A 20,001-nucleotide genomic window follows, 5' to 3' on the forward strand; every position below is an offset into this window, starting at 1 on the left:
TGTTTTCCTGGTTTTATTTTTTTGCTATAAAATAATAATAATCATAGAAAAAATACGAACTTTTTGGTATTGTAGTAGAAAAAGAAATGCATTTTCGCAATTTTTTTGAAAAAATATTAATTTACAATTGAACAACTAAGTGAACTTTTTGTAGATTTTCAAAATAATTTTAAAGAAGTATAGTAATTTACTTGAATCTTCTCTAAAAAAGTAGTATAATAAAAACACAGAAAACGCTTACAGCAGAAAGGGAGTATATGGATAGAAGAGAAGCATTGCGCACCTTTATGACAGGTGAGAATTTTCACCTCCAGCATTATCTGGGAGCGCATAGGGAAGAAAAAGATGGTGAGTCTGGCTATACTTTCCGAGTTTGGGCACCCAATGCTCAGGCAGTTCACTTGGTAGGGGATTTTACCAATTGGGTAGAAAATCAGATTCCGATGGAACGGAATGAATTTGGAGTCTGGGAAGTCTTTACCAGTTTTGCTCAAGAAGGCCAAATTTACAAGTACCATATCACACGTGCAAATGGTCATCAGCTTATGAAGATTGATCCTTTGGCTGTACGGTATGAGGCACGACCTGGTACTGGAGCGATTTTAACAGAGATTCCAGAGAAAAAATGGAAGGATAGACTCTGGCTAGCCCGTAGAAAACGCTTAAGCTTTGAAGAGCGTCCTGTCAATATTTACGAGGTTCATGCTGGCTCTTGGAAGAGAAATCCAGACGGTAGTCCCTATAGTTTTGCTCAATTGAAAGATGAACTCATTCCTTACCTAGTTGAGATGAACTATACTCACATTGAGTTTATGCCCTTGATGTCTCACCCTCTCGGTTTGAGTTGGGGCTATCAGCTTATGGGTTACTTTGCTTTAGAGCATGCCTATGGTCGTCCTGAAGAGTTTCAAGATTTTGTTGAGGAATGTCACTTAAACAATATTGGGATTATTGTGGACTGGGTACCTGGTCACTTCACTATTAATGATGATGCCTTAGCCTATTACGATGGGACACCGACTTTTGAGTATCAGGACCATAATAAGGCTCATAACTATGGTTGGGGAGCACTCAATTTCGACCTTGGGAAGAATGAAGTCCAGTCCTTCTTGATTTCTAGCATTAAGTTTTGGATTGACTTTTACCATTTGGACGGTATTCGCGTGGATGCGGTTAGCAACATGCTCTATCTAGATTACGATGATGCCCCATGGACACCGAATAAAGATGGCGGTAATCTCAACTATGAAGGATATTATTTCCTTCAACGCTTGAATGATGTCATTAAACTAGCTCATCCAGATGTGATGATGATAGCTGAGGAAAGTTCATCAGCTACTCAGATTACTGATACAAAGGATTCAGATGGTCTTGGCTTTGACTACAAATGGAATATGGGCTGGATGAATGATATTCTCCGTTTCTATGAAGAAGATCCGATTTATCGTACATACGACTTTAACCTAGTGACTTTCAGCTTTATGTATGTCTTCAAGGAGAATTATCTCCTACCATTCTCACACGATGAAGTTGTTCATGGCAAGAAGAGTATGATGCACAAGATGTGGGGAGATCGCTATAATCAATTCGCAGGCTTGCGCAATCTCTATACGTACCAAATTTGTCACCCTGGTAAGAAATTGCTCTTCATGGGTAGTGAATACGGCCAATTCCTAGAATGGAGATCTGAAGAGCAGTTGGAATGGTCTAATCTAGAAGACCCTATGAATGCTAAGATGAAGTATTTCACTTCTCAGCTAAACCAGTTTTACAAAGATCATCGCTGTCTGTGGGAAATCGATACCAGCTATGATGGTATTGAAATCATTGATGCGGATAATCGAGACCAGAGTGTTCTTTCCTTCATCCGTAAGGGTAAGAAGGGCGACATGCTAGTCTGCGTCTTTAATATGGCACCTGTTGAACGAAAAGATTTTACAATCGGTCTGCCTGTTGCAGGGATTTATGAAGAAGTCTGGAATACTGAGTTAGAAGAGTGGGGAGGCGTTTGGAAAGAACATAATCAAACTGTTCAAACGCAAGAAGGACTATGGAAAGATTATGAGCAGACCTTGACCTTTACCCTACCGGCTATGGGAGCAAGTGTTTGGAAAATCAAACGCCGCTTGAAATCTGATAAAACTGTCACAAGTAAAAACCAAAAAGGAGTAGAAAATGAAGAATGAAATGTTAGCTTTGATTCTTGCTGGTGGGCAAGGAACTCGTCTCGGTAAACTCACTCAAAGCATCGCAAAACCAGCTGTGCAATTTGGTGGGCGCTACCGTATCATTGACTTTGCCCTATCAAACTGTGCCAACTCAGGGATTCATAATGTTGGGGTCATTACACAGTATCAACCTCTTGCTCTCAACAATCATATTGGGAACGGTTCAAGCTGGGGACTAGATGGTATCAATTCTGGTGTTTCTATTCTTCAACCTTATTCTGCCAGTGAAGGAAATCGTTGGTTTGAAGGGACTAGTCACGCTATTTACCAAAATATCGACTATATCGACAGTGTCAACCCTGAGTATGTCTTGATTTTGTCTGGGGACCACATCTACAAAATGGACTATGATGATATGCTCCAGTCTCATAAGGATAATAATGCCAGCTTGACAGTAGCCGTTTTAGACGTCCCTCTTAAAGAAGCAAGCCGTTTTGGTATCATGAACACAGATGCTAACAATCGTATTGTTGAATTTGAAGAAAAACCAGCTCAACCTAAATCTACAAAAGCTTCTATGGGAATCTACATTTTTGATTGGCAACGCCTTCGTAATATGTTAGTCGCTGCTGAAAAGAGCAATGTAGATATGTCAGATTTTGGTAAAAATGTCATTCCAAATTACCTTGAGTCAGGTGAAAGTGTTTATGCTTACGAATTTAGCGGTTACTGGAAAGATGTTGGTACGATTGAGTCTCTTTGGGAAGCGAACATGGAGTACATTTCTCCAGAGAATGCCTTGGATAGTCGTAACCGTCAATGGAAGATTTACTCAAGAAACTTGATTTCACCACCAAACTTCCTCGGAGCAAATGCTGATGTGGAAGACTCATTAGTTGTAGACGGATGTTTCGTTGATGGAACTGTTAAACATTCTATCCTTTCAACAGGCGCGCAAGTTCGCGAAGGAGCGGAAGTTGTTGATTCAGTTATCATGAGTGGAGCTATCATTGGTCAAGGAGCTAAGATTAAACGTGCCATTATTGGTGAAGGTGCGATTATTTCTGACGGTGTCGAAATTGATGGAACAGATGAAGTACAAGTTGTAGGATATAATGAAGTAGTGGGGGTAGCAACAGATGAAGATTGATAAATATTCTGCCATTTTAGGAAACACAGTTGGTTTTCACGATATGTCGACATTGACAGACCACCGTCCAGTAGCAAGTTTGCCATTTGGTGGGAAATATCGTTTGATTGACTTCCCACTTTCAAGCCTTGCTAATGCAGGTGTTCGTAGTGTCTTTGGTATTTTCCAGCAGGATAATATCAGCTCAGTCTTTGACCATATCCGTTCAGGACGCGAGTGGGGCTTATCAACCCTTCTCAGTCACTATTATCTAGGTATTTACAATACTCGTGTGGAGAGTAGCACAGTAGGAAAAGAATACTACCAACAGCTTCTTACTTATTTAAAACGCTCTGGATCAAACCAAACGGTTGCCCTCAACTGCGATGTCTTGATTAACATTGATTTGAACCAAGTTTTCCATCTACATAGTACAACAAAAGGGCCTATCACTGTAGTTTATAAAAAACTAGCTAAGAAAGATATTTCAGAAGTAAATGCAATCTTAGAAGTGGATGAAACAGACCATGTTCTTTCTCATAAACTCTTTGATAGCAAGTCAACAGCTGAAACGTTCAATATGTCTACAGATATCTTTGTCGTTGATACACCGTGGTTGATTGAACGCTTGGAAGAAGAAGCTAAAAAAGAACATCCAGAGAAATTGCGTTATGTTTTACGTGATTTGGCTGCAAAAGAGGGAGCTTTCGCCTACGAGTACACAGGCTACCTAGCCAATATTCACTCTGTAGAGTCTTATTACCAAGCTAATAAAGATATGCTTGAATCACAGAAATTCTATTCTCTCTTCTCACCAAACCAAAAGATTTATACAAAGGTTAAGAACGAAGAACCAACTTACTATGCTAATACATCTAAGGTAAGTACTTCTCAGTTTGCGTCTGGTAGTATCATTGAAGGTCAAGTGGCTAATTCTGTTCTATCACGTAATATTCATATCCATAAGGATAGCCTGGTTAAAGATAGCCTACTCTTCCCTCGTGTTGTGATTGGAGAAGGAGCTCAGGTAGAATATGCTATCTTGGACAAGGGTGTTGAAGTTGAGCCTGGTGTTGTGATTCGAGGAACTGCAGAACATCCAGTTGTCGTTAAGAAAGGTAGCAAAGTAACAGAGGATATTCATTCATGAAAATTTTATTTGTAGCAGCAGAGGGTGCACCCTTTTCAAAAACAGGTGGTTTGGGAGACGTCATTGGCGCTCTTCCTAAATCACTTGTAAAAGCGGGACATGAAGTTGCAGTGATTTTACCCTACTATGACATGGTAGAGGCTAAATTTGGAAATCAGATTGAAGATGTTCTTCATTTTGAGGTGAGCGTCGGTTGGCGCAGACAGTATTGTGGAATTAAGAAAACAGTATTAAATGGTGTAACCTTCTACTTTGTTGACAGCCAATATTATTTCTTCCGTGGTCATGTTTACGGTGATTTTGACGACGGAGAGCGCTTTGCCTTTTTCCAACTTGCTGCCATTGAGGCTATGGAAAGGATTGACTTTATTCCTGACCTTCTCCATGTTCATGATTACCATACAGCCATGATTCCTTTCTTGTTAAAGGAAAAATACCGTTGGATTCAAGCCTATCAAGGAATAAAAACTGTTTTAACCATTCATAATTTGGAATTCCAAGGACAATTTTCAGAAGGAATGTTATGGGACTTGTTTGGAGTTGGCTTTGAACGTTATGCTGATGGTACCCTTCGCTGGAACAACTGTCTGAACTGGATGAAGGCAGGTATTCTCTATGCGGATCGTGTTTCAACCGTCTCACCTAGTTATGCTCAGGAAATTATGACCAGTAAATTCGGATGTAACTTGGATCAGATTCTTAGAATGGAGTCTGGTAAAGTATCTGGTATCGTGAATGGGATTGATGCTGATTTTTATAATCCTCAGACGGATGCTCTTTTAGACTATCATTTCAATCAGGAAGATTTGTCTGGGAAAGCCAAAAACAAGGCAAAATTGCAAGAAAGAGTTGGCTTGCCAGTTAGAGCTGACGTTCCACTGGTGGGAATTGTTTCTCGTTTGACACGTCAAAAAGGTTTTGATGTGGTGGTCGAAAGTCTTCACCATATCTTGCAAAATGATGTTCAGATTGTTCTTTTGGGAACTGGAGATCCAGGCTTTGAAGGAGCTTTCTCATGGTTTGCTCAGATATACCCAGACAAGCTATCAGCAAATATCACTTTTGATGTCAAACTTGCTCAAGAAATCTACGCTGCTTGTGACCTCTTCCTCATGCCAAGTCGTTTTGAACCATGTGGCTTGTCTCAAATGATGGCTATGCGTTACGGAACCTTGCCATTGGTCCATGAAGTTGGAGGCTTGCGAGATACCGTTAAAGCATTTAATCCAATCGAAGGAAGCGGTACTGGCTTTAGCTTTGACAATCTATCTCCTTACTGGTTAAATTGGACTTTCCAAACAGCATTGGACTTGTATAGAAACCATCCAGACATTTGGAGAAACCTACAAAAACAAGCTATGGAGAGTGACTTCTCATGGGATACAGCCTGCAAGTCATACCTTGACTTGTACCATAGTTTAGTTAATTAATAGATAAAATCGTATGATGACTTCATACGATTTTTAGGCTATTTAGAGAGGAGAACTGATGTCTCAAGTAAAAGGCTTGTGTGTTTTGGATGTAGATGGAACCTTAATCCTAGAAGAAGTGATTAATCTTTTAGGGAGAGAGGCAGGTCATGAGGCGGAAATTTCGCAGATTACAAGTCGGGCAATGCGAGGAGAGTTGGTCTTTGAAAGCAGTTTAAGAAAAAGAGTGTCCTTGTTGGAAGGTCTTCCTATTTTGGTCTTTGATAACGTCTTCAACTCAATTCATCTATCGCTAAATGCCCAGGAATTCATTTCCATTCTCCAAAAGAATGGCATCCTAGTTGGTCTGGTGTCCGGTGGATTTACACCAATAGTTGAGAGATTATCAAAATCTCTAGGGATTGCCTATTTCTCTGCAAACCAAGTTGAAGTCAAAGACGGTCATCTAACAGGGAAATTAGTTGGACAAATTATCAGTCCCCAGATTAAAAAAGAGACTCTGGAACAATGGAGAGAGGAACTAAAACTTTCTAAAGAAAGAACGATTGCAATCGGTGACGGGGCCAATGATTTATTGATGTTGAGATCAGCAGGACTGGGAATCGCTTTTTGTGCCAAAGAAGTACTCAAAAAAGAAATACCACATCATGTTGACAAGAGGGATTTTTTAGAAGTTCTTCCTTTGATTGACTGTTTAGAATGAGGGAAAATATGAAGATTGTAATTGCACCGGATTCGTTTAAGGAAAGCTTGACAGCTCAACAGGTAGCTGAAGCAATAAAAAGAGGCTTCCAGTAATCGATAGCAGATGTAGAATGTCTCCTCTGCCCTGTTGGTGATGGGGGAGAAGGTACTGTAGATGCTATCCGACATTCTCTTGACCTAAAAGAAAAATGGATCCAAGTGACAGACCCTTTTGGACAAAAAGAAGCCATGCGCTATTTTCAAAAAAGTCAACTGGCACTATTTGAAGTAGCTGACTTGGTTAGTCTTGGAAAAATTCCGCTAGAGAAACGAAATCCACTTCAAATCCAAACTTGTGGTATCGGAGAGTTGATTCTCCATCTCATTTCTAAAGGGATTAAAGATATTTATATCGGTGTTGGTGGCACGGCCAGTAATGATGGAGGACTGGGGATTGCTGCTGGTTTAGGTTATCAATTTTATGATAGGGACGGAAATGTCTTGCCTGCTTCCGGTCAATCCTTATTAAACTTAGCTTCTGTTTCAACAGAAAATCGCTATAAAATTCCTGAAGGTGTTCAAATTCATATTTTATCAGATGTCGTGAGTCCCTTATGTGGTCATCAAGGTGCGACTTACACTTTTGGCAAGCAAAAAGGCCTAAATCTTACTATGTTTCCAGTCCTAGATCAAGCAATCCAAGACTTTTATGAAAAAGTCTCACCTGCAATATTGCAAATTAAAGGAGCAGGAGCTGGTGGAGGCATTGCTGGCGGTTTGTGTGCCTTTGCTCAGGCAAATATCGTGTCTGGAATTGATACCTGCTTGAACTTAATCAACTTTGATAAGAAAGTTTCAGATGCTGACTTGGTTGTTGTTGGAGAAGGAAGACTTGACAGTCAAAGCTTTGCTGGGAAAGCGCCTATAGGTGTTGCAAAAAGAACCCCTGTTGGAGTTCCTGTTATTGCTATTTGCGGTAGTCTTGCTGAAGATTTACCTCCCCTACCATTTGAAAATATCCAAGCTGTCTTTTCTATTTTGGAGAAAAGTGAACCTTTAGAAGATAGTTTGAAAAATGCCAGTCTCTATCTGGAGCACACGGCTGCCAATATTGGGCACTTATTAACTATGCGCAATATTTAGCCAAACCATTTTTTCCATAAGGATGTTTTGGATGGTTCTTCCTTTTTAACTTCCCAAAGTTTTGGAAAAGCAAGTCGAAGATCCTTTTCTTCTACTTGAACGGGTGCATTGCTATGGATAACCAGACCGAAGGGAGAAGTAATATGCTCTTCAGATACTATGGTAGCTTGACTATCAGTTTCTTTTGCTTCTTTTAAGTAGAAAACTTGCTTGTCAAATTCGATAGTTGGTGAAATCTTCACAAATAGTGGCTCTGCTTTTTCCTGAAGGTTTTCTAAAATAGATAAAAATCCTTTTTCTAACTGAGGGCTATTTGCTGTATCAATATCTGCATATCCAAGAACTCTTTCCTCAAAAGTACCAAGATAGCGTCTTTGCTCATCCGGATTTAATTTTGCTCCACCATGAGCTTGTTCAAGTAATTGTTTTGATAAATCTGTCATGAAAACAGTATATCATAAAAGTTAGAATAAAACAGACAAAAGAAAGCGATTACTTTATAAAGTTAAGGAAAAGTTGCACAAAGATAACGTTTTTTCTTGAAAAAGGAGGGGTTTTAAGGTATTATAGAGGTGTAAAAAATTTAACTCATAAGGAGAGTAAAAAATGTCAATTATTACTGATGTTTACGCTCGCGAAGTCCTAGACTCACGCGGTAACCCAACACTTGAAGTAGAAGTTTACACTGAATCAGGTGCTTTCGGACGTGGTATGGTTCCATCAGGAGCTTCTACTGGTGAACACGAAGCAGTTGAACTTCGCGACGGTGACAAATCTCGTTACGGTGGTCTTGGTACACAAAAAGCTGTTGACAACGTAAACAACATCATTGCTGAAGCTATTATTGGCTACGATGTACGTGATCAACAAGCTATCGACCGTGCTATGATCGCTCTTGACGGTACTCCTAACAAAGGTAAATTGGGTGCAAACGCAATCCTTGGTGTGTCTATCGCTGTAGCTCGTGCTGCTGCTGACTACCTTGAAATCCCACTTTACAGCTACCTTGGTGGATTCAACACTAAAGTTCTTCCAACTCCAATGATGAACATCATCAACGGTGGTTCTCACTCTGACGCTCCAATCGCTTTCCAAGAATTCATGATCGTACCTGCTGGTGCGCCATCATTCAAAGAAGCTCTTCGTTGGGGTGCTGAAATCTTCCATGCTCTTAAGAAAATCCTTAAATCTCGTGGTTTGGAAACAGCCGTAGGTGACGAAGGTGGATTTGCTCCTCGTTTTGAAGGAACTGAAGATGGTGTTGAAACTATCCTTGCTGCGATTGAAGCTGCTGGATATGTACCAGGTAAAGACGTATTTATCGGATTTGACTGTGCTTCATCAGAATTCTACGATAAAGAACGTAAAGTTTACGACTACACTAAATTTGAAGGTGAAGGTGCTGCTGTTCGTACATCTGCAGAACAAATCGACTACCTTGAAGAATTGGTTAACAAATACCCAATCATCACTATTGAAGATGGTATGGATGAAAACGACTGGGATGGTTGGAAAGCTCTTACTGAACGTCTTGGTAAGAAAGTACAACTTGTTGGTGACGACTTCTTCGTAACAAACACTGACTACCTTGCACGTGGTATCCAAGAAGGTGCTGCTAACTCAATCCTTATCAAAGTTAACCAAATCGGTACTCTTACTGAAACTTTTGAAGCTATCGAAATGGCTAAAGAAGCTGGTTACACTGCCGTTGTATCACACCGTTCAGGTGAAACTGAAGATTCAACAATCGCTGACATCGCAGTTGCAACTAACGCAGGACAAATCAAGACTGGTTCACTTTCACGTACAGACCGTATCGCTAAATACAACCAATTGCTTCGCATCGAAGACCAACTTGGTGAAGTAGCAGAATACCGTGGATTGAAATCATTCTACAACTTGAAAAAATAAAGTAGTTCAGTAAACTATTTTATCCCGAACCTTGAAATTCAAAAGTTCGGCCGTTGATTTAACAACGTTTCTAGCCCCTCGGATTTTTTCCGAAGGGCTATTTTTGGTACGACGGGCATGTCGTGCATCTGAGGTGTAAGTCCTCGGTGGGCACCTGCTACCGGTGAACCCAATAGCGATTCCCAAGCCTGACTATCGTGAGGTAGCGGATTAAAACGGTCTGGGGATAGACCGTTTTAAGTCTGACACTGGAAATAAGAATCGTCAGAGGAAGGGATAGCGAAATCGTGGCTCTACGAACAGGAACGTGATAGTAAGGCGTATATAGCGGATAAGGGGGGCAGAAACTCTAAAGTCCAAAAAGGTAGTCGTAACCTATATGCGTAAATCACGAGAGTAATTGAATTCAGACTAAGGTTTGTGTGAAAAAGATAAATCTTTCTAGAGTCTAAAGACTCTGCGTCAGATTTCCTATTTTCACTCTAACCTTTTAACGTCCTCATATCTTGTATAAACGAGGAAAGATGTAGGACTTATCCCGTGAGGTCTCATGAGCGCTGAAAGCGTAGTAACAAGGAATCATGAGAAGTCAGCCGAACCCATAGTAGTGAGGAAACTTCTGTAATGGAAGTGGAGCGAAGGGGTGAATACTCAAACAGTCTGGGGAGAGACTGTTTGAGGTCTGTCGCTAGAAAGAGAAAACGACAGATCGAAGTAATCCTACTTCACTTGTGTCTGTAAAACGAACGGTCTGATAGAACTGGACTCTGTCACGTATTGACTAGATGAAGGTTCACCAATATAAGATGTCCCTCAGGCACCAAAACAAGAAAGGAATAGGCACATGTCAAAATTGCTAGATAAGATAGTATCACGCGAAAATATGCTGGAAGCCTACAATCAAGGAAAATCCAATAAGGGCTCAGCTGGGATTGATGGAATGACTATAGAAGAGATGGATAATTATCTCAGACAAAACTGGCGCCTGACTAAAGAACTGATAAAACAGAGGAAATACAAACCTCAATCAGTCCTGCGAGTTGAAATCCCCCAACCCAATGGAGGTGTCCTTCAGCTTGGGATTCCGACAGTGATGGATAGGATAATCCAACAAGCCATTGTCCAAGCTCTTAGAGTACTTAAATGACGGCTATGAGTGGATAGTGGATATAGACCTAGAGAAATTTTTCGATAGGGTTCCTCAAGATAGATTGATGTCCTTAGTACATAATATTATCGAAGACGGAGATAGGGAATCCTTGATTCGTCAGTATCTTCATTCAGGTGTTATCATTAACGGTCAGCAGAGAGGCAAAACTTTTTAAAAAATCTTTTTCATAACTTTATCCAGTACATTGATTGCTTCATCTTTCATGTTCTTTGTGACGTGGGTGTAGATGTAAGTAGTGACTTCAGAGTCGGAATGACCAACCCCGTCCGTGATTGTTTTTAAAGGAATTTTATTTTCTGCTAAGATGCTAATAGTGGTGTGTCTGAAGATGTGAGGGGACAGATGTTTGGGAATTGGTTTTTTAAGGCGTTCGTTTGCTCGCTGGAGAGACTTGCTCAAGACGGAACTATGAACTGGTTTTCCTGTATTGGTAACAAAAATACGGTCGCTTTTGTGCCAATTCTTATCGGTTGTTTCTCTTAGACGATTTATAGTAGGTTGAAATAATATACGAACAGCTTGATTAGGGAAATCAAATTAATTTCTAGAAATATTTTAGCATCCACGGTGTACTATTCTAGTTTCAATTTACTATAGTTCAATCATTCTATCAAGAATATTGAATATATAAAAGCACCTACTATTAAAATTTCTTCTGATATCGAATTAGAGTCGGATGTTGATGGCGATAAATCAGATAATCTACCAGTCGACATCAAGGTACTAGGACAACACATTGAAGTGTATTCCGTACCTAAGAAACAATCATAGAACTCAAAGCCTTGTTACCGAGGCTTTTTTCATTATGTGATTTTCAGTAGGCAGATTTATTCTATCTAATACAAGTAAAGCTAAGTATTTAAGATTTAGCAGATGATGAAGAAAAGAAAGGATGGCCTAAATATTTTAACGGATTTACGAGGCTAATCATGGTATAATAAAAGGTAATGAAAAATTCCAACGAGGCAGAGATGAAATTACTTTATACTGATATTCGGACTTCTTTGACTAAAATTCTAACCAGAGAGGCGGAGGAGCTAGTTGTTGCGGGCAAGCGGGTCTTCTACATCGCCCCCAACTCTCTTTCTTTTGAAAAGGAACGCGCCGTGCTGGAATGCTTGTCCCAGTATGCTTCTTTTGAGATTACTGTTACGCGCTTTGCTCAAATGGCTCGATACCTAGTCTTGAATGACTTGCCTGCTAAGACCAGTCTAGATGACATTGGTCTTGGGATGGCCTTTTACAAATGTCTTGCCGAACTTGATCCCAAAGACTTACGAGTATACGGCGCCATCAAGCAGGATCCTCAATTTATCCAGCAGTTGATAGAGCTTTACCACGAGATGACCAAGGCTCAGATGAGTTTTTTGGACTTGGAGAGTTTGACGGATGAGGACAAGAGGGCCGATTTACTCTTGATTTTTGAGAAAGTAACGGCCTATCTTAACCAAGGGCAGTTAGCTCAGGGAAGTCAGTTATCCCATTTGATTGAGGCTATTGAGAATGATAAAGTTAGTAGTGATTTTACTCAAATCGCCTTGGTTATTGATGGATTTACCCGTTTTTCTGCCGAAGAAGAGAGAATTGTGGACCTACTTCATGGCAAGGGTGTTGAGATTGTCATTGGAGCCTATGCTAGTAAGAAAGCTTATGCCAGTCCATTCTCTGAAGGCAATCTCTATCAAGCTAGTGTGGAGTTTCTCCATCATCTAGCCTCTAAATACCAAACGCCTGCTCAGGACCGTTCTCAGTCTCATAAGAAGATGGATAGTTTTGACAAGGCCTCTCGTTTGCTAGAAGCGTCTTATGACTTTACAGAGCTCACTTTGGATGTCGATGAGAAGGACCGTGACAACTTACAAATCTGGTCTTCCTTGACGCAAAAGGAGGAGTTGGAGCTAGTAGCCCGTAGCATCCGTCAGAAATTGCATGAGAACTCAGACCTGAGTTACAAGCATTTCCGTATTCTCTTGGGGGATGTAACTTCTTACCAGTTATCTCTCAAAACTATTTTTGACCAGTATCAGATTCCTTTCTATCTAGGCAAAAGCGAATCCATGGCGCACCACCCTTTGACACAGTTTGTTGAGTCTATTTTAGCTTTAAAACGCTATCGTTTCCGTCAAGAAGATTTGATAAATCTTCTCAGAACAGGTTTGTATACTGATCTTAGCCAAGCGAATATTGATGCTTTTGAGCAATATATCCGTTATCTTGGTATCAATGGCTTGCAAGCCTTTCAGCAAACCTTTACCAAATCCCACCATGGAAAATTTAATCTGGAACGTTTAAATGCTCTTCGTCTGCGTATTTTAACACCTCTTGAAACCCTCTTTGCCAGTCGAAAACAAAAGGCTGAAAATCTCTTGCAAAAGTGGAACTCTTTTCTAAAAGAAGGAGCTGTGACCAAGCAGTTACAAGATTTGACAGCCACTATGGAAATTCTTGAACAGGGAAGACAGGACGAAGTTTGGAAGGCATTCTGTCATGTTTTAGAACAATTTGCGACCGTTTTTGCTGGTTCGCAAGTTAATCTAGAGGACTTCCTTGCCTTGCTTCATTCTGGGATGAGCCTATCTCAGTATCGCACCATTCCAGCAACAGTGGACACCGTTCTGGTGCAGAGTTACGATTTGATTGCTCCTCTGACAGCTGACTTTGTTTATGCTATTGGGCTGACTCAGGACCATTTACCAAAAATCGCGCAAAATACTAGCCTTTTGACAGACGAAGAAAGACAAAATTTAAACCAAACGACTGAAGAGGGAGCACAATTGCTGATTGCCAGCAGTGAGAACCTCAAGAAAAATCGCTATACTATGCTTTCCTTGGTCAATTCTGCCCGTAAGCAGTTGGTTTTGTCGGCTCCAAGCCTTTTTAATGAAAGTGAAAGCAAGGAATCAGCCTATCTTCAAGAGCTAGTCCATTTTGGATTTAGTCGGAGAGAGAAGAGGATGAATCACAAAGGGCTGTCTAAGGAAGATATGGGGTCCTATCACAGTCTTTTGTCCAGTCTGGTTGCCTATCACCAGCAGGGCGAGATGAGTGAGACTGAGCAAGATTTGACATTTATTAAGGTTCTGGCGCGTGTCATGGGTAAAAAGTTAGATCAGCAAGGTCTGAAAAATCCTGCCCTTCCAACCAGTCCAAGCAGTAAGCCCTTGGCCAAGGACACCTTGCAAGCTCTCTATCCAACTGATCAGGAGTTTTACCTGTCTACCTCCGGTTTGACGGAGTTTTACCGCAATGAATACAGTTATTTTCTTCGCTACGTGTTAGGCTTGCAGGAGGAATTGCGCCTGCGTCCAGATGCCCGTAGTCACGGGAATTTCTTACACCGTATTTTTGAACGAGCCTTGCAGTTGCCTGACGAAGATTCTTTTGACCAACGTTTAGAACAAGCTATTCAAGAAACCAGTCAAGAACGCGAATTTGAAGCTATTTATCAAGAAAGTTTGGAAGCCCAGTTTACTAAAGAAGTTCTGCTTGATGTGGCGCGGACGACTGGACATATTCTCCGACACAATCCAGCCATCGAAACCATCAAAGAAGAGGCGAACTTCGGGGGTAAAGAGCAGGCCTTTATTCAATTGGATAATGGGCGCAGTGTCTTTGTACGAGGTAAGGTTGACCGGATTGACCGTTTGAAAGCTGATGGAGCGATTGGAGTGGTAGACTACAAGTCGAGTTTAACTCAGTTCCAGTTTCCTCATTTCTTTAATGGGCTCAATTCCCAGTTACCAACCTATCTTGCTGCCCTAAAAAGAGAGGGGGAACAGAACTTTTTCGGTGCCATGTACTTGGAAATGGCTGAGCCTGTCCAATCTCTGATGGCCGTTAAAAGTCTGGCAGGTGCAGTAGTAGAAGCTAGCAAGTCTATGAAATACCAAGGCCTCTTTTTAGAAAAAGAAAGCAGTCATTTGGGCGAATTTTATAACAAAAACAAGGCTAATCAGCTGACGGATGAGGAATTCCAGCTCCTACTAGACTACAATGCCCATCTATACAAGAAAGCAGCAGAGAAGATTTTATCAGGCCAGTTCGCTATCAATCCTTATACCGAAAATGGTAGAAGCATTGCCCCCTACGTTCAGCAGCATCAGGCTATTACTGGCTTTGAAGCTAATTACCACTTAGGTCAAGCCCGTTTCCTAGAAAAGTTGGACTTGGCTGACGGCAAGCGCCTGGTCGGAGAGAAACTCAAGCAAGCTTGGTTTGAAAAAATAAGAGAGGAGTTGAATCGATGAAGCCCATCCCCTTTTTAACTGAGGAGGAAATTCAAAAACTGCAAGAAGCAGAAGCAAATTCGAGCAAGGAACAAAAGAAAACTGCCGAACAAATCGAAGCCATCTATACTTCTGGTCAGAATATCCTTGTCTCAGCGTCAGCTGGCTCTGGTAAAACCTTTGTCATGGCAGAGCGCATTCTAGATCAATTGGCGCGTGGTGTCGAAATTTCTCAACTCTTTATCTCAACCTTTACCGTCAAGGCTGCGACAGAGCTTAAGGAGCGTTTGGAGAAAAAAATCAGCCAACAAATCCAAGAAAGTGGCGATGTCGAGCTCAAACAACACTTAGGACACCAGTTGGCAGACCTACCCAACGCAGCCATCGGAACCATGGACTCCTTCACACAAAAATTCCTTGGTAAACACGGTTATCTGATTGATATTGCGCCTAATTTCAGGATTTTACAAAACCAGAGCGAGCAACTTCTTCTCAAAAACGAAGTCTTCCATGAGGTCTTTGAAGCGCATTACCAAGGTAAACAGAAAGAGACCTTTAGTCATTTGCTGAAAAACTTTGCTGGGCGAGGCAAGGATGAACGGGGACTGCGCCAGCAAGTCTATAAAATCTATGACTTCCTACAATCCACCAGTAATCCTCAGAATTGGCTGAGTAAATCTTTCCTCAAAGGCTTTGAAAAAGCTGATTTTACCAGTGAAAAAGGAAAACTAACTGAGCAAATCCAGCAAGCTCTCTGGGATTTGGAAAGCTTTTTCCGTTATCATCTGGATAATGATGCCAAGGAGTTTCCCAAGGCTGCCTATTTAGAAAATGTCCAGCTGATTCTGGATGAAATTGGCTCCCTAAATCAGGAGTCCGATAGTCCGGCTTATCAGGCAGTGCTTACACGTGTTATCGCCATTTCGAAAGAGAAAAACGGTCGGGCACTGACTAATGCCAGTCGTAAGGCTGATTTGAAGCCACTGGCCGATGCCTACAACGAAGAGAGAAAGACCCAGTTTGCTAAACTAGGACAACTAGCAGATCAGATAACCATTCTCGACTATCAAGAACGTTACCATGAAGACTCCTGGGAACTAGCTAAAACCTTCCAAGCCTTCATGAGTGATTTTGTGGAGGCTTATCGTCAGAGAAAACGACAGGAAAATGCCTTTGAATTCGCTGATATTAGCCATTACACCATTGAGATTTTAGAGAATTTCCCACAAGTTCGTGAGGCTTATCAGGAGCGCTTCCACGAAGTTATGGTCGATGAGTATCAGGATACCAACCATATTCAAGAACGGATGTTGGAATTGCTGTCTAATGGTCGCAATCGCTTTATGGTGGGAGATATCAAGCAGTCCATCTATCGTTTCCGTCAGGCAGATCCGCAGATTTTCAATGAGAAATTCCAACGCTATGCGCAAAATCCCCAAGAAGGCAAGCTGATTCTCCTGAAGAAAAATTTCCGTAGTAGTTCAGAAGTGCTATCAGCAACCAACCATGTCTTTGAACGTCTCATGGACCAAGAGGTCGGCGAAATCAACTATGATAACATGCACCAACTTGTTTTTGCCAATACCAAACTGACTCCCAATCCAGACAACAAGGCAGAATTTCTCCTCTACGATAAGGACGACACAGGTGAGGAAGAAGAGGGCCAAGCTGATACTAAACTAACAGGCGAAATGCGCTTAGTTATTAAGGAAATCCTTAAGCTTCATCAGGAAAAAGGTGTTTCCTTTAAGGAAATTGCCCTTCTGACCTCCAGTCGCAGTCGTAATGACCAGATTCTTCTCGCCCTGTCTGAGTATGGAATTCCTGTCAAAACTGACGGAGAGCAAAACAATTATCTCCAATCTCTAGAAGTGCAAGTCATGTTAGACACCCTTCGTGTCATTCACAATCCCCTGCAAGACTATGCCTTGGTTGCCCTTATGAAGTCTCCAATGTTTGGTTTTGATGAGGACGAGTTAGCACGTTTGTCCCTTCAGAAAGCAGAGGATAAAGTCCAAGAAAATCTCTATGAGAAACTGGTCAATGCACAAAAAATGGCAAGTAGTCAAAAAGGCTTGATTCACACGGCTCTAGCTGAGAAACTAAACCAATTCATGGATATCTTGGCTTCTTGGCGCTTGTATGCCAAAACCCACTCCCTCTATGACCTGATTTGGAAGATTTACAACGACCGTTTTTATTATGATTATGTTGGGGCTTTACCAAATGGTCCTGCTAGACAGGCCAATCTCTATGCCCTAGCACTGCGTGCTGACCAGTTTGAAAAGAGCAATTTCAAGGGCTTGTCTCGTTTTATTGGTATGATTAACCAAGTTTTAGAAGCCCAGCACGATTTGGCAAGCGTGGCCGTCGCACCGCCCAAGGATGCTGTAGAGCTCATGACCATCCACAAGAGTAAAGGGCTGGAGTTTCCTTACGTATTTATCCTCAATATGGATCAGGATTTTAACAAGCAAGACAGCATGTCAGAGGTCATTCTCAGCCGTCAGAATGGTCTTGGTATCAAATATATTGCCAAAATGGAGACAGGAGCAGTGGAAAATCACTATCCTAAAACTATCAAACTCTCCGTTCCTAGCTTGACCTATAGACAGAACGAAGAAGAATTACAGCTGGCAAGCTATTCTGAGCAGATGCGTCTACTGTATGTTGCTATGACACGGGCTGAGAAAAAGCTCTACCTTGTCGGTAAGGGGTCTCGTGAAAAGCTGGAAGCCAAGGAATACCCAGCAGCTAAAAATGGAAAACTAAATAGCACTACTAGACTTCAAGCAAGGAATTTCCAAGATTGGATTTGGGCTATCAGTAAAGTATTTGCCAAGGATCATCTCAACTTTAGCTATCGTTTTGTTGGTGAAGATCAGCTGACTAGAGAAGCTATCGGTCAGTTGGAAACTAAAAGCCCTCTCCAAGATAGCTCCCAAGCAGACAATCGCCAATCAGAAACCATTAAGGAAGCTCTTGAAATGCTGAAAGAGGTGGAAGTTTATAATACTCTTCACCGCGCAGCCATTGAACTTCCTAGTGTTCAAACCCCAAGTCAAATCAAGAAATTCTACGAACCTGTTATGGATATGGAAGGTGTTGAGATTGCAAGTCAAGGACAGTCAGTAGACAAGAAAATCAGCTTTGATTTACCAGATTTTTCAAGCAAAGAAAAGATAACAGGAGCTGAGATTGGTAGTGCTACCCACGAACTCATGCAGAGAATGGATCTCAGTCAGCTACCAACGCTTGCTAGCCTGACAGAAACTCTCCAACAAGTTCAAACCAGCCCAGCTGTCAGAGACAAGATTAATCTTGCTAAAATTCTTGCATTCTTTGACACAGCACTCGGTCAGGAAATTCTCGCTAATACCAACCATCTCTATCGTGAGCAACCTTTCTCCATGCTCAAACGAGACCAAAAGAGTCAGGAAGACTTCGTTGTCCGTGGTATCCTTGATGGCTATCTGCTTTACGAAAACAAAATTGTTCTGTTCGACTATAAGACAGACCGCTATGATGAACCAAGTCAACTCATAGACCGTTATCGTGGTCAGTTAGCCCTATACGGAGAGGCTTTATCTCGAGCCTATTCGATTAAAAATATTGAGAAATACTTGATTTTACTAGGTAAAGATGAGGTTCAAGTTGTAAAAGTATAATTTAGAAAGGAGACCTCATGACACTTCCAGTTAGAAAATCCCTGCATGATGCGGTTTTACAGGCTTCAAAAGCGGATACTTGGGAACAAGCTACCAAGGAATGGAATGAAGTTTCCTTGATTTTTAACGGTATCGGCCGTAGCAATTGTGTCTGTGGAAATGCCATCAAATACGCTTATGAACTCTTTAACGGTGTCACAGGCCAACGCCTCTTTCCGATAGGTAGCGACTGTGTTCGTCATTTTCATCGATTGACCCTTGACCAGCAACTGGAAGAGGAAGAAAAACTACTCAGAAAGGTTGAAAATCTGACCAGAAAAATCCAGAAAAGGGAAAAAATCAAGGTCAATAAAAGTGACTTTGACGAGCGACTTCTAAAATGGCTCTGGGAAAAAGGTGTTTTTAAACCCAATCGTGGAAATCAGTTCTCACCTGAGAAAGACTACCATCTCTTCCTAGAAGTCTTTCAAGGAGGAAGTTGGACCAAGGCAGAGCCCAAGAAGAAGGCTCGTATGGAAGAAGTTCTTGAAAAGTGTATCAAACCCTTTTTACTTGGAAAACCAGATGACCAACTCTACCTTGTCAAGCTAGGTAAGGAGAAAATTGACTACGAACAAGAACTCCGTATTCAGGCAGAGAAAGAGCGCAAGAAGAGGGATAAAATCGCCAAGCAATATGCAGACAATCTGGTTCTAGCTATGGGCCCAGCAGAGCGTGCTTATCAAGATTACTTTGGCTTTACAGAGACCCTGACTCAAGAAGAACGCAAGTGGGAGAAAATTCTTTTTGGTAAAAATCGGACAGAACGGGCTATCAAGGCCAAACAATACCAAAAAGAGCTGGAAAAAGACCAACGAATTGCTAGTCAGGATCCAATTGAAAGAAAGCAGAAGCAGACCTGGCTCCTCAATTCCTATTTTCGTGAGCTTCCTGAAGAAAAAGCCCGCTTTGCTCGGCTCTTATTAGAATATCGAAAAAGTGGAGAAGTGCCTTTTTCAACTGAATACTTATCAGACCATCTGCTAGACTTTTTCTATAAAATGAAAGCCTTTGAGTTTGAAATCGCACCAGAACAAGTCCGAGACTTTTTAAAAGAAAGCCTTCAGACAGAACATCTATCCTCAGCACAAGAAAGCTGGATAGAAGGAGTTCTCCTCAACTGCATCAAACCATTTTTAGAACGATTAGTGATATGAGTAACACCTGCCGTGGAAATTTCATGGTAGGTTACATTTTATCCAAAAAATAATAGGGAATTGCAAAACTACTACTTGGTATTTTATATATAAAAAAAGTATGAAAACGCAACTCAATTTTAAGA

11 protein-coding genes and 3 pseudogenes are annotated in these 20,001 nt (G+C 41.3%); 12 read left to right on the top strand and 2 right to left on the bottom strand.

The features are described from left to right. Window positions 1–257: 257 nt before the first annotated feature. The 6 genes and pseudogenes from glgB (at window position 258) to SPPN_RS05525 (ending at window position 7,704) form a co-directional block, all read left to right on the top strand. Window positions 258–2,186 (top strand): 1,4-alpha-glucan branching protein GlgB, encoded by a 1,929-nt coding sequence (glgB, locus tag SPPN_RS05500; RefSeq protein ID WP_000375891.1) that lies wholly within the window; start codon window positions 258–260, stop codon window positions 2,184–2,186. After that, complete coding sequence (locus SPPN_RS05505) at window positions 2,176–3,318, top strand: glucose-1-phosphate adenylyltransferase (RefSeq protein ID WP_000787253.1); 1,143 nt, start codon at window positions 2,176–2,178, stop codon at window positions 3,316–3,318. Before glgB ends, SPPN_RS05505 begins: the two co-directional genes overlap by 11 nt. Continuing rightward, entirely contained in the window at window positions 3,308–4,447 is a 1,140-nt protein-coding gene (gene glgD, locus SPPN_RS05510; protein ID WP_000687036.1) for a glucose-1-phosphate adenylyltransferase subunit GlgD, read from the top strand. Before SPPN_RS05505 ends, glgD begins: the two co-directional genes overlap by 11 nt. Next, the gene (gene glgA, locus SPPN_RS05515) at window positions 4,444–5,877 is read left to right on the top strand and encodes a glycogen synthase GlgA (RefSeq protein ID WP_000697309.1); all 1,434 of its coding nucleotides are present in this window, start codon (window positions 4,444–4,446) and stop codon (window positions 5,875–5,877) included. The genes glgD and glgA overlap by 4 nt, the downstream gene beginning before the upstream one ends. 58 nt (window positions 5,878–5,935) lie before the next feature. Further along, on the top strand, window positions 5,936–6,580 hold the full coding sequence (gene serB / locus SPPN_RS05520) for a phosphoserine phosphatase SerB (protein WP_000084487.1): 645 nt from the start codon (window positions 5,936–5,938) through the stop codon (window positions 6,578–6,580). Window positions 6,581–6,588: 8 nt separating this feature from the next. Beyond that, window positions 6,589–7,704, top strand: a pseudogene (locus SPPN_RS05525) (glycerate kinase). Here the strand turns inward: SPPN_RS05525 and SPPN_RS05530 are convergent. Continuing rightward, window positions 7,701–8,147, bottom strand: a complete 447-nt coding sequence (locus tag SPPN_RS05530; protein WP_000131108.1) for a YueI family protein — start codon at window positions 8,145–8,147, stop codon at window positions 7,701–7,703. The pseudogene SPPN_RS05525 and the gene SPPN_RS05530 overlap by 4 nt on opposite strands. 163 nt (window positions 8,148–8,310) lie before the next feature. Between SPPN_RS05530 and eno the strand changes: the two genes are divergently transcribed. Continuing rightward, a complete protein-coding gene (gene eno, locus SPPN_RS05535; RefSeq protein ID WP_000022822.1) occupies window positions 8,311–9,615 on the top strand; it encodes a surface-displayed alpha-enolase in 1,305 nt (434 codons plus the stop codon). An 844-nt stretch (window positions 9,616–10,459) separates the two neighbouring features. After that, window positions 10,460–10,922 (top strand): annotated as a pseudogene (locus tag SPPN_RS05540) (group II intron reverse transcriptase/maturase); the annotation flags it as partial. A gap of 14 nt (window positions 10,923–10,936) precedes the next feature. On the opposite strand, the gene SPPN_RS05545 reads toward SPPN_RS05540, so the two are convergent. Continuing rightward, window positions 10,937–11,296 (bottom strand): tyrosine-type recombinase/integrase, encoded by a 360-nt coding sequence (locus SPPN_RS05545; protein ID WP_078929799.1) that lies wholly within the window; start codon window positions 11,294–11,296, stop codon window positions 10,937–10,939. 105 nt (window positions 11,297–11,401) lie between these two features. Between SPPN_RS05545 and SPPN_RS12025 the strand changes: the two are divergent. The 4 genes and pseudogenes from SPPN_RS12025 to SPPN_RS05560 all read left to right on the top strand — a co-directional run. Beyond that, a pseudogene (locus SPPN_RS12025) lies at window positions 11,402–11,557 on the top strand (diacylglycerol/lipid kinase family protein); the annotation flags it as partial. Window positions 11,558–11,757: 200 nt separating this feature from the next. Next, entirely contained in the window at window positions 11,758–15,033 is a 3,276-nt protein-coding gene (rexB, locus tag SPPN_RS05550; RefSeq protein WP_014017256.1) for an ATP-dependent nuclease subunit B, read from the top strand. Next, window positions 15,030–18,680, top strand: a complete 3,651-nt coding sequence (addA, locus tag SPPN_RS05555; RefSeq protein WP_000802637.1) for a helicase-exonuclease AddAB subunit AddA — start codon at window positions 15,030–15,032, stop codon at window positions 18,678–18,680. Before rexB ends, addA begins: the two co-directional genes overlap by 4 nt. Window positions 18,681–18,697: 17 nt before the next feature. Further along, complete coding sequence (locus tag SPPN_RS05560) at window positions 18,698–19,876, top strand: hypothetical protein (RefSeq protein WP_000174783.1); 1,179 nt, start codon at window positions 18,698–18,700, stop codon at window positions 19,874–19,876. The last annotated feature ends 125 nt before the right edge of the window (window positions 19,877–20,001 follow it).

This window comes from Streptococcus pseudopneumoniae IS7493, from assembly GCF_000221985.1.
In the GTDB taxonomy this organism is placed as follows: Bacteria; Bacillota; Bacilli; order Lactobacillales; family Streptococcaceae; genus Streptococcus; species Streptococcus pseudopneumoniae.

Bases quoted from the DNA above. Each gene is read 5' to 3' on its own strand.
- glgB (WP_000375891.1), top strand. From the start codon at position 258: ATGGATAGAAGAGAAGCATTGCGCACCTTTATGACAGGTGAGAATTTT.
- SPPN_RS05505 (WP_000787253.1), top strand. From the start codon at position 2,176: ATGAAGAATGAAATGTTAGCTTTGATTCTTGCTGGTGGGCAAGGAACT.
- glgD (WP_000687036.1), top strand. From the start codon at position 3,308: ATGAAGATTGATAAATATTCTGCCATTTTAGGAAACACAGTTGGTTTT.
- glgA (WP_000697309.1), top strand. From the start codon at position 4,444: ATGAAAATTTTATTTGTAGCAGCAGAGGGTGCACCCTTTTCAAAAACA.
- serB (WP_000084487.1), top strand. From the start codon at position 5,936: ATGTCTCAAGTAAAAGGCTTGTGTGTTTTGGATGTAGATGGAACCTTA.
- SPPN_RS05530 (WP_000131108.1), bottom strand. From the start codon at position 8,147: ATGACAGATTTATCAAAACAATTACTTGAACAAGCTCATGGTGGAGCA.
- eno (WP_000022822.1), top strand. From the start codon at position 8,311: ATGTCAATTATTACTGATGTTTACGCTCGCGAAGTCCTAGACTCACGC.
- rexB (WP_014017256.1), top strand. From the start codon at position 11,758: ATGAAATTACTTTATACTGATATTCGGACTTCTTTGACTAAAATTCTA.
- addA (WP_000802637.1), top strand. From the start codon at position 15,030: ATGAAGCCCATCCCCTTTTTAACTGAGGAGGAAATTCAAAAACTGCAA.
- SPPN_RS05560 (WP_000174783.1), top strand. From the start codon at position 18,698: ATGACACTTCCAGTTAGAAAATCCCTGCATGATGCGGTTTTACAGGCT.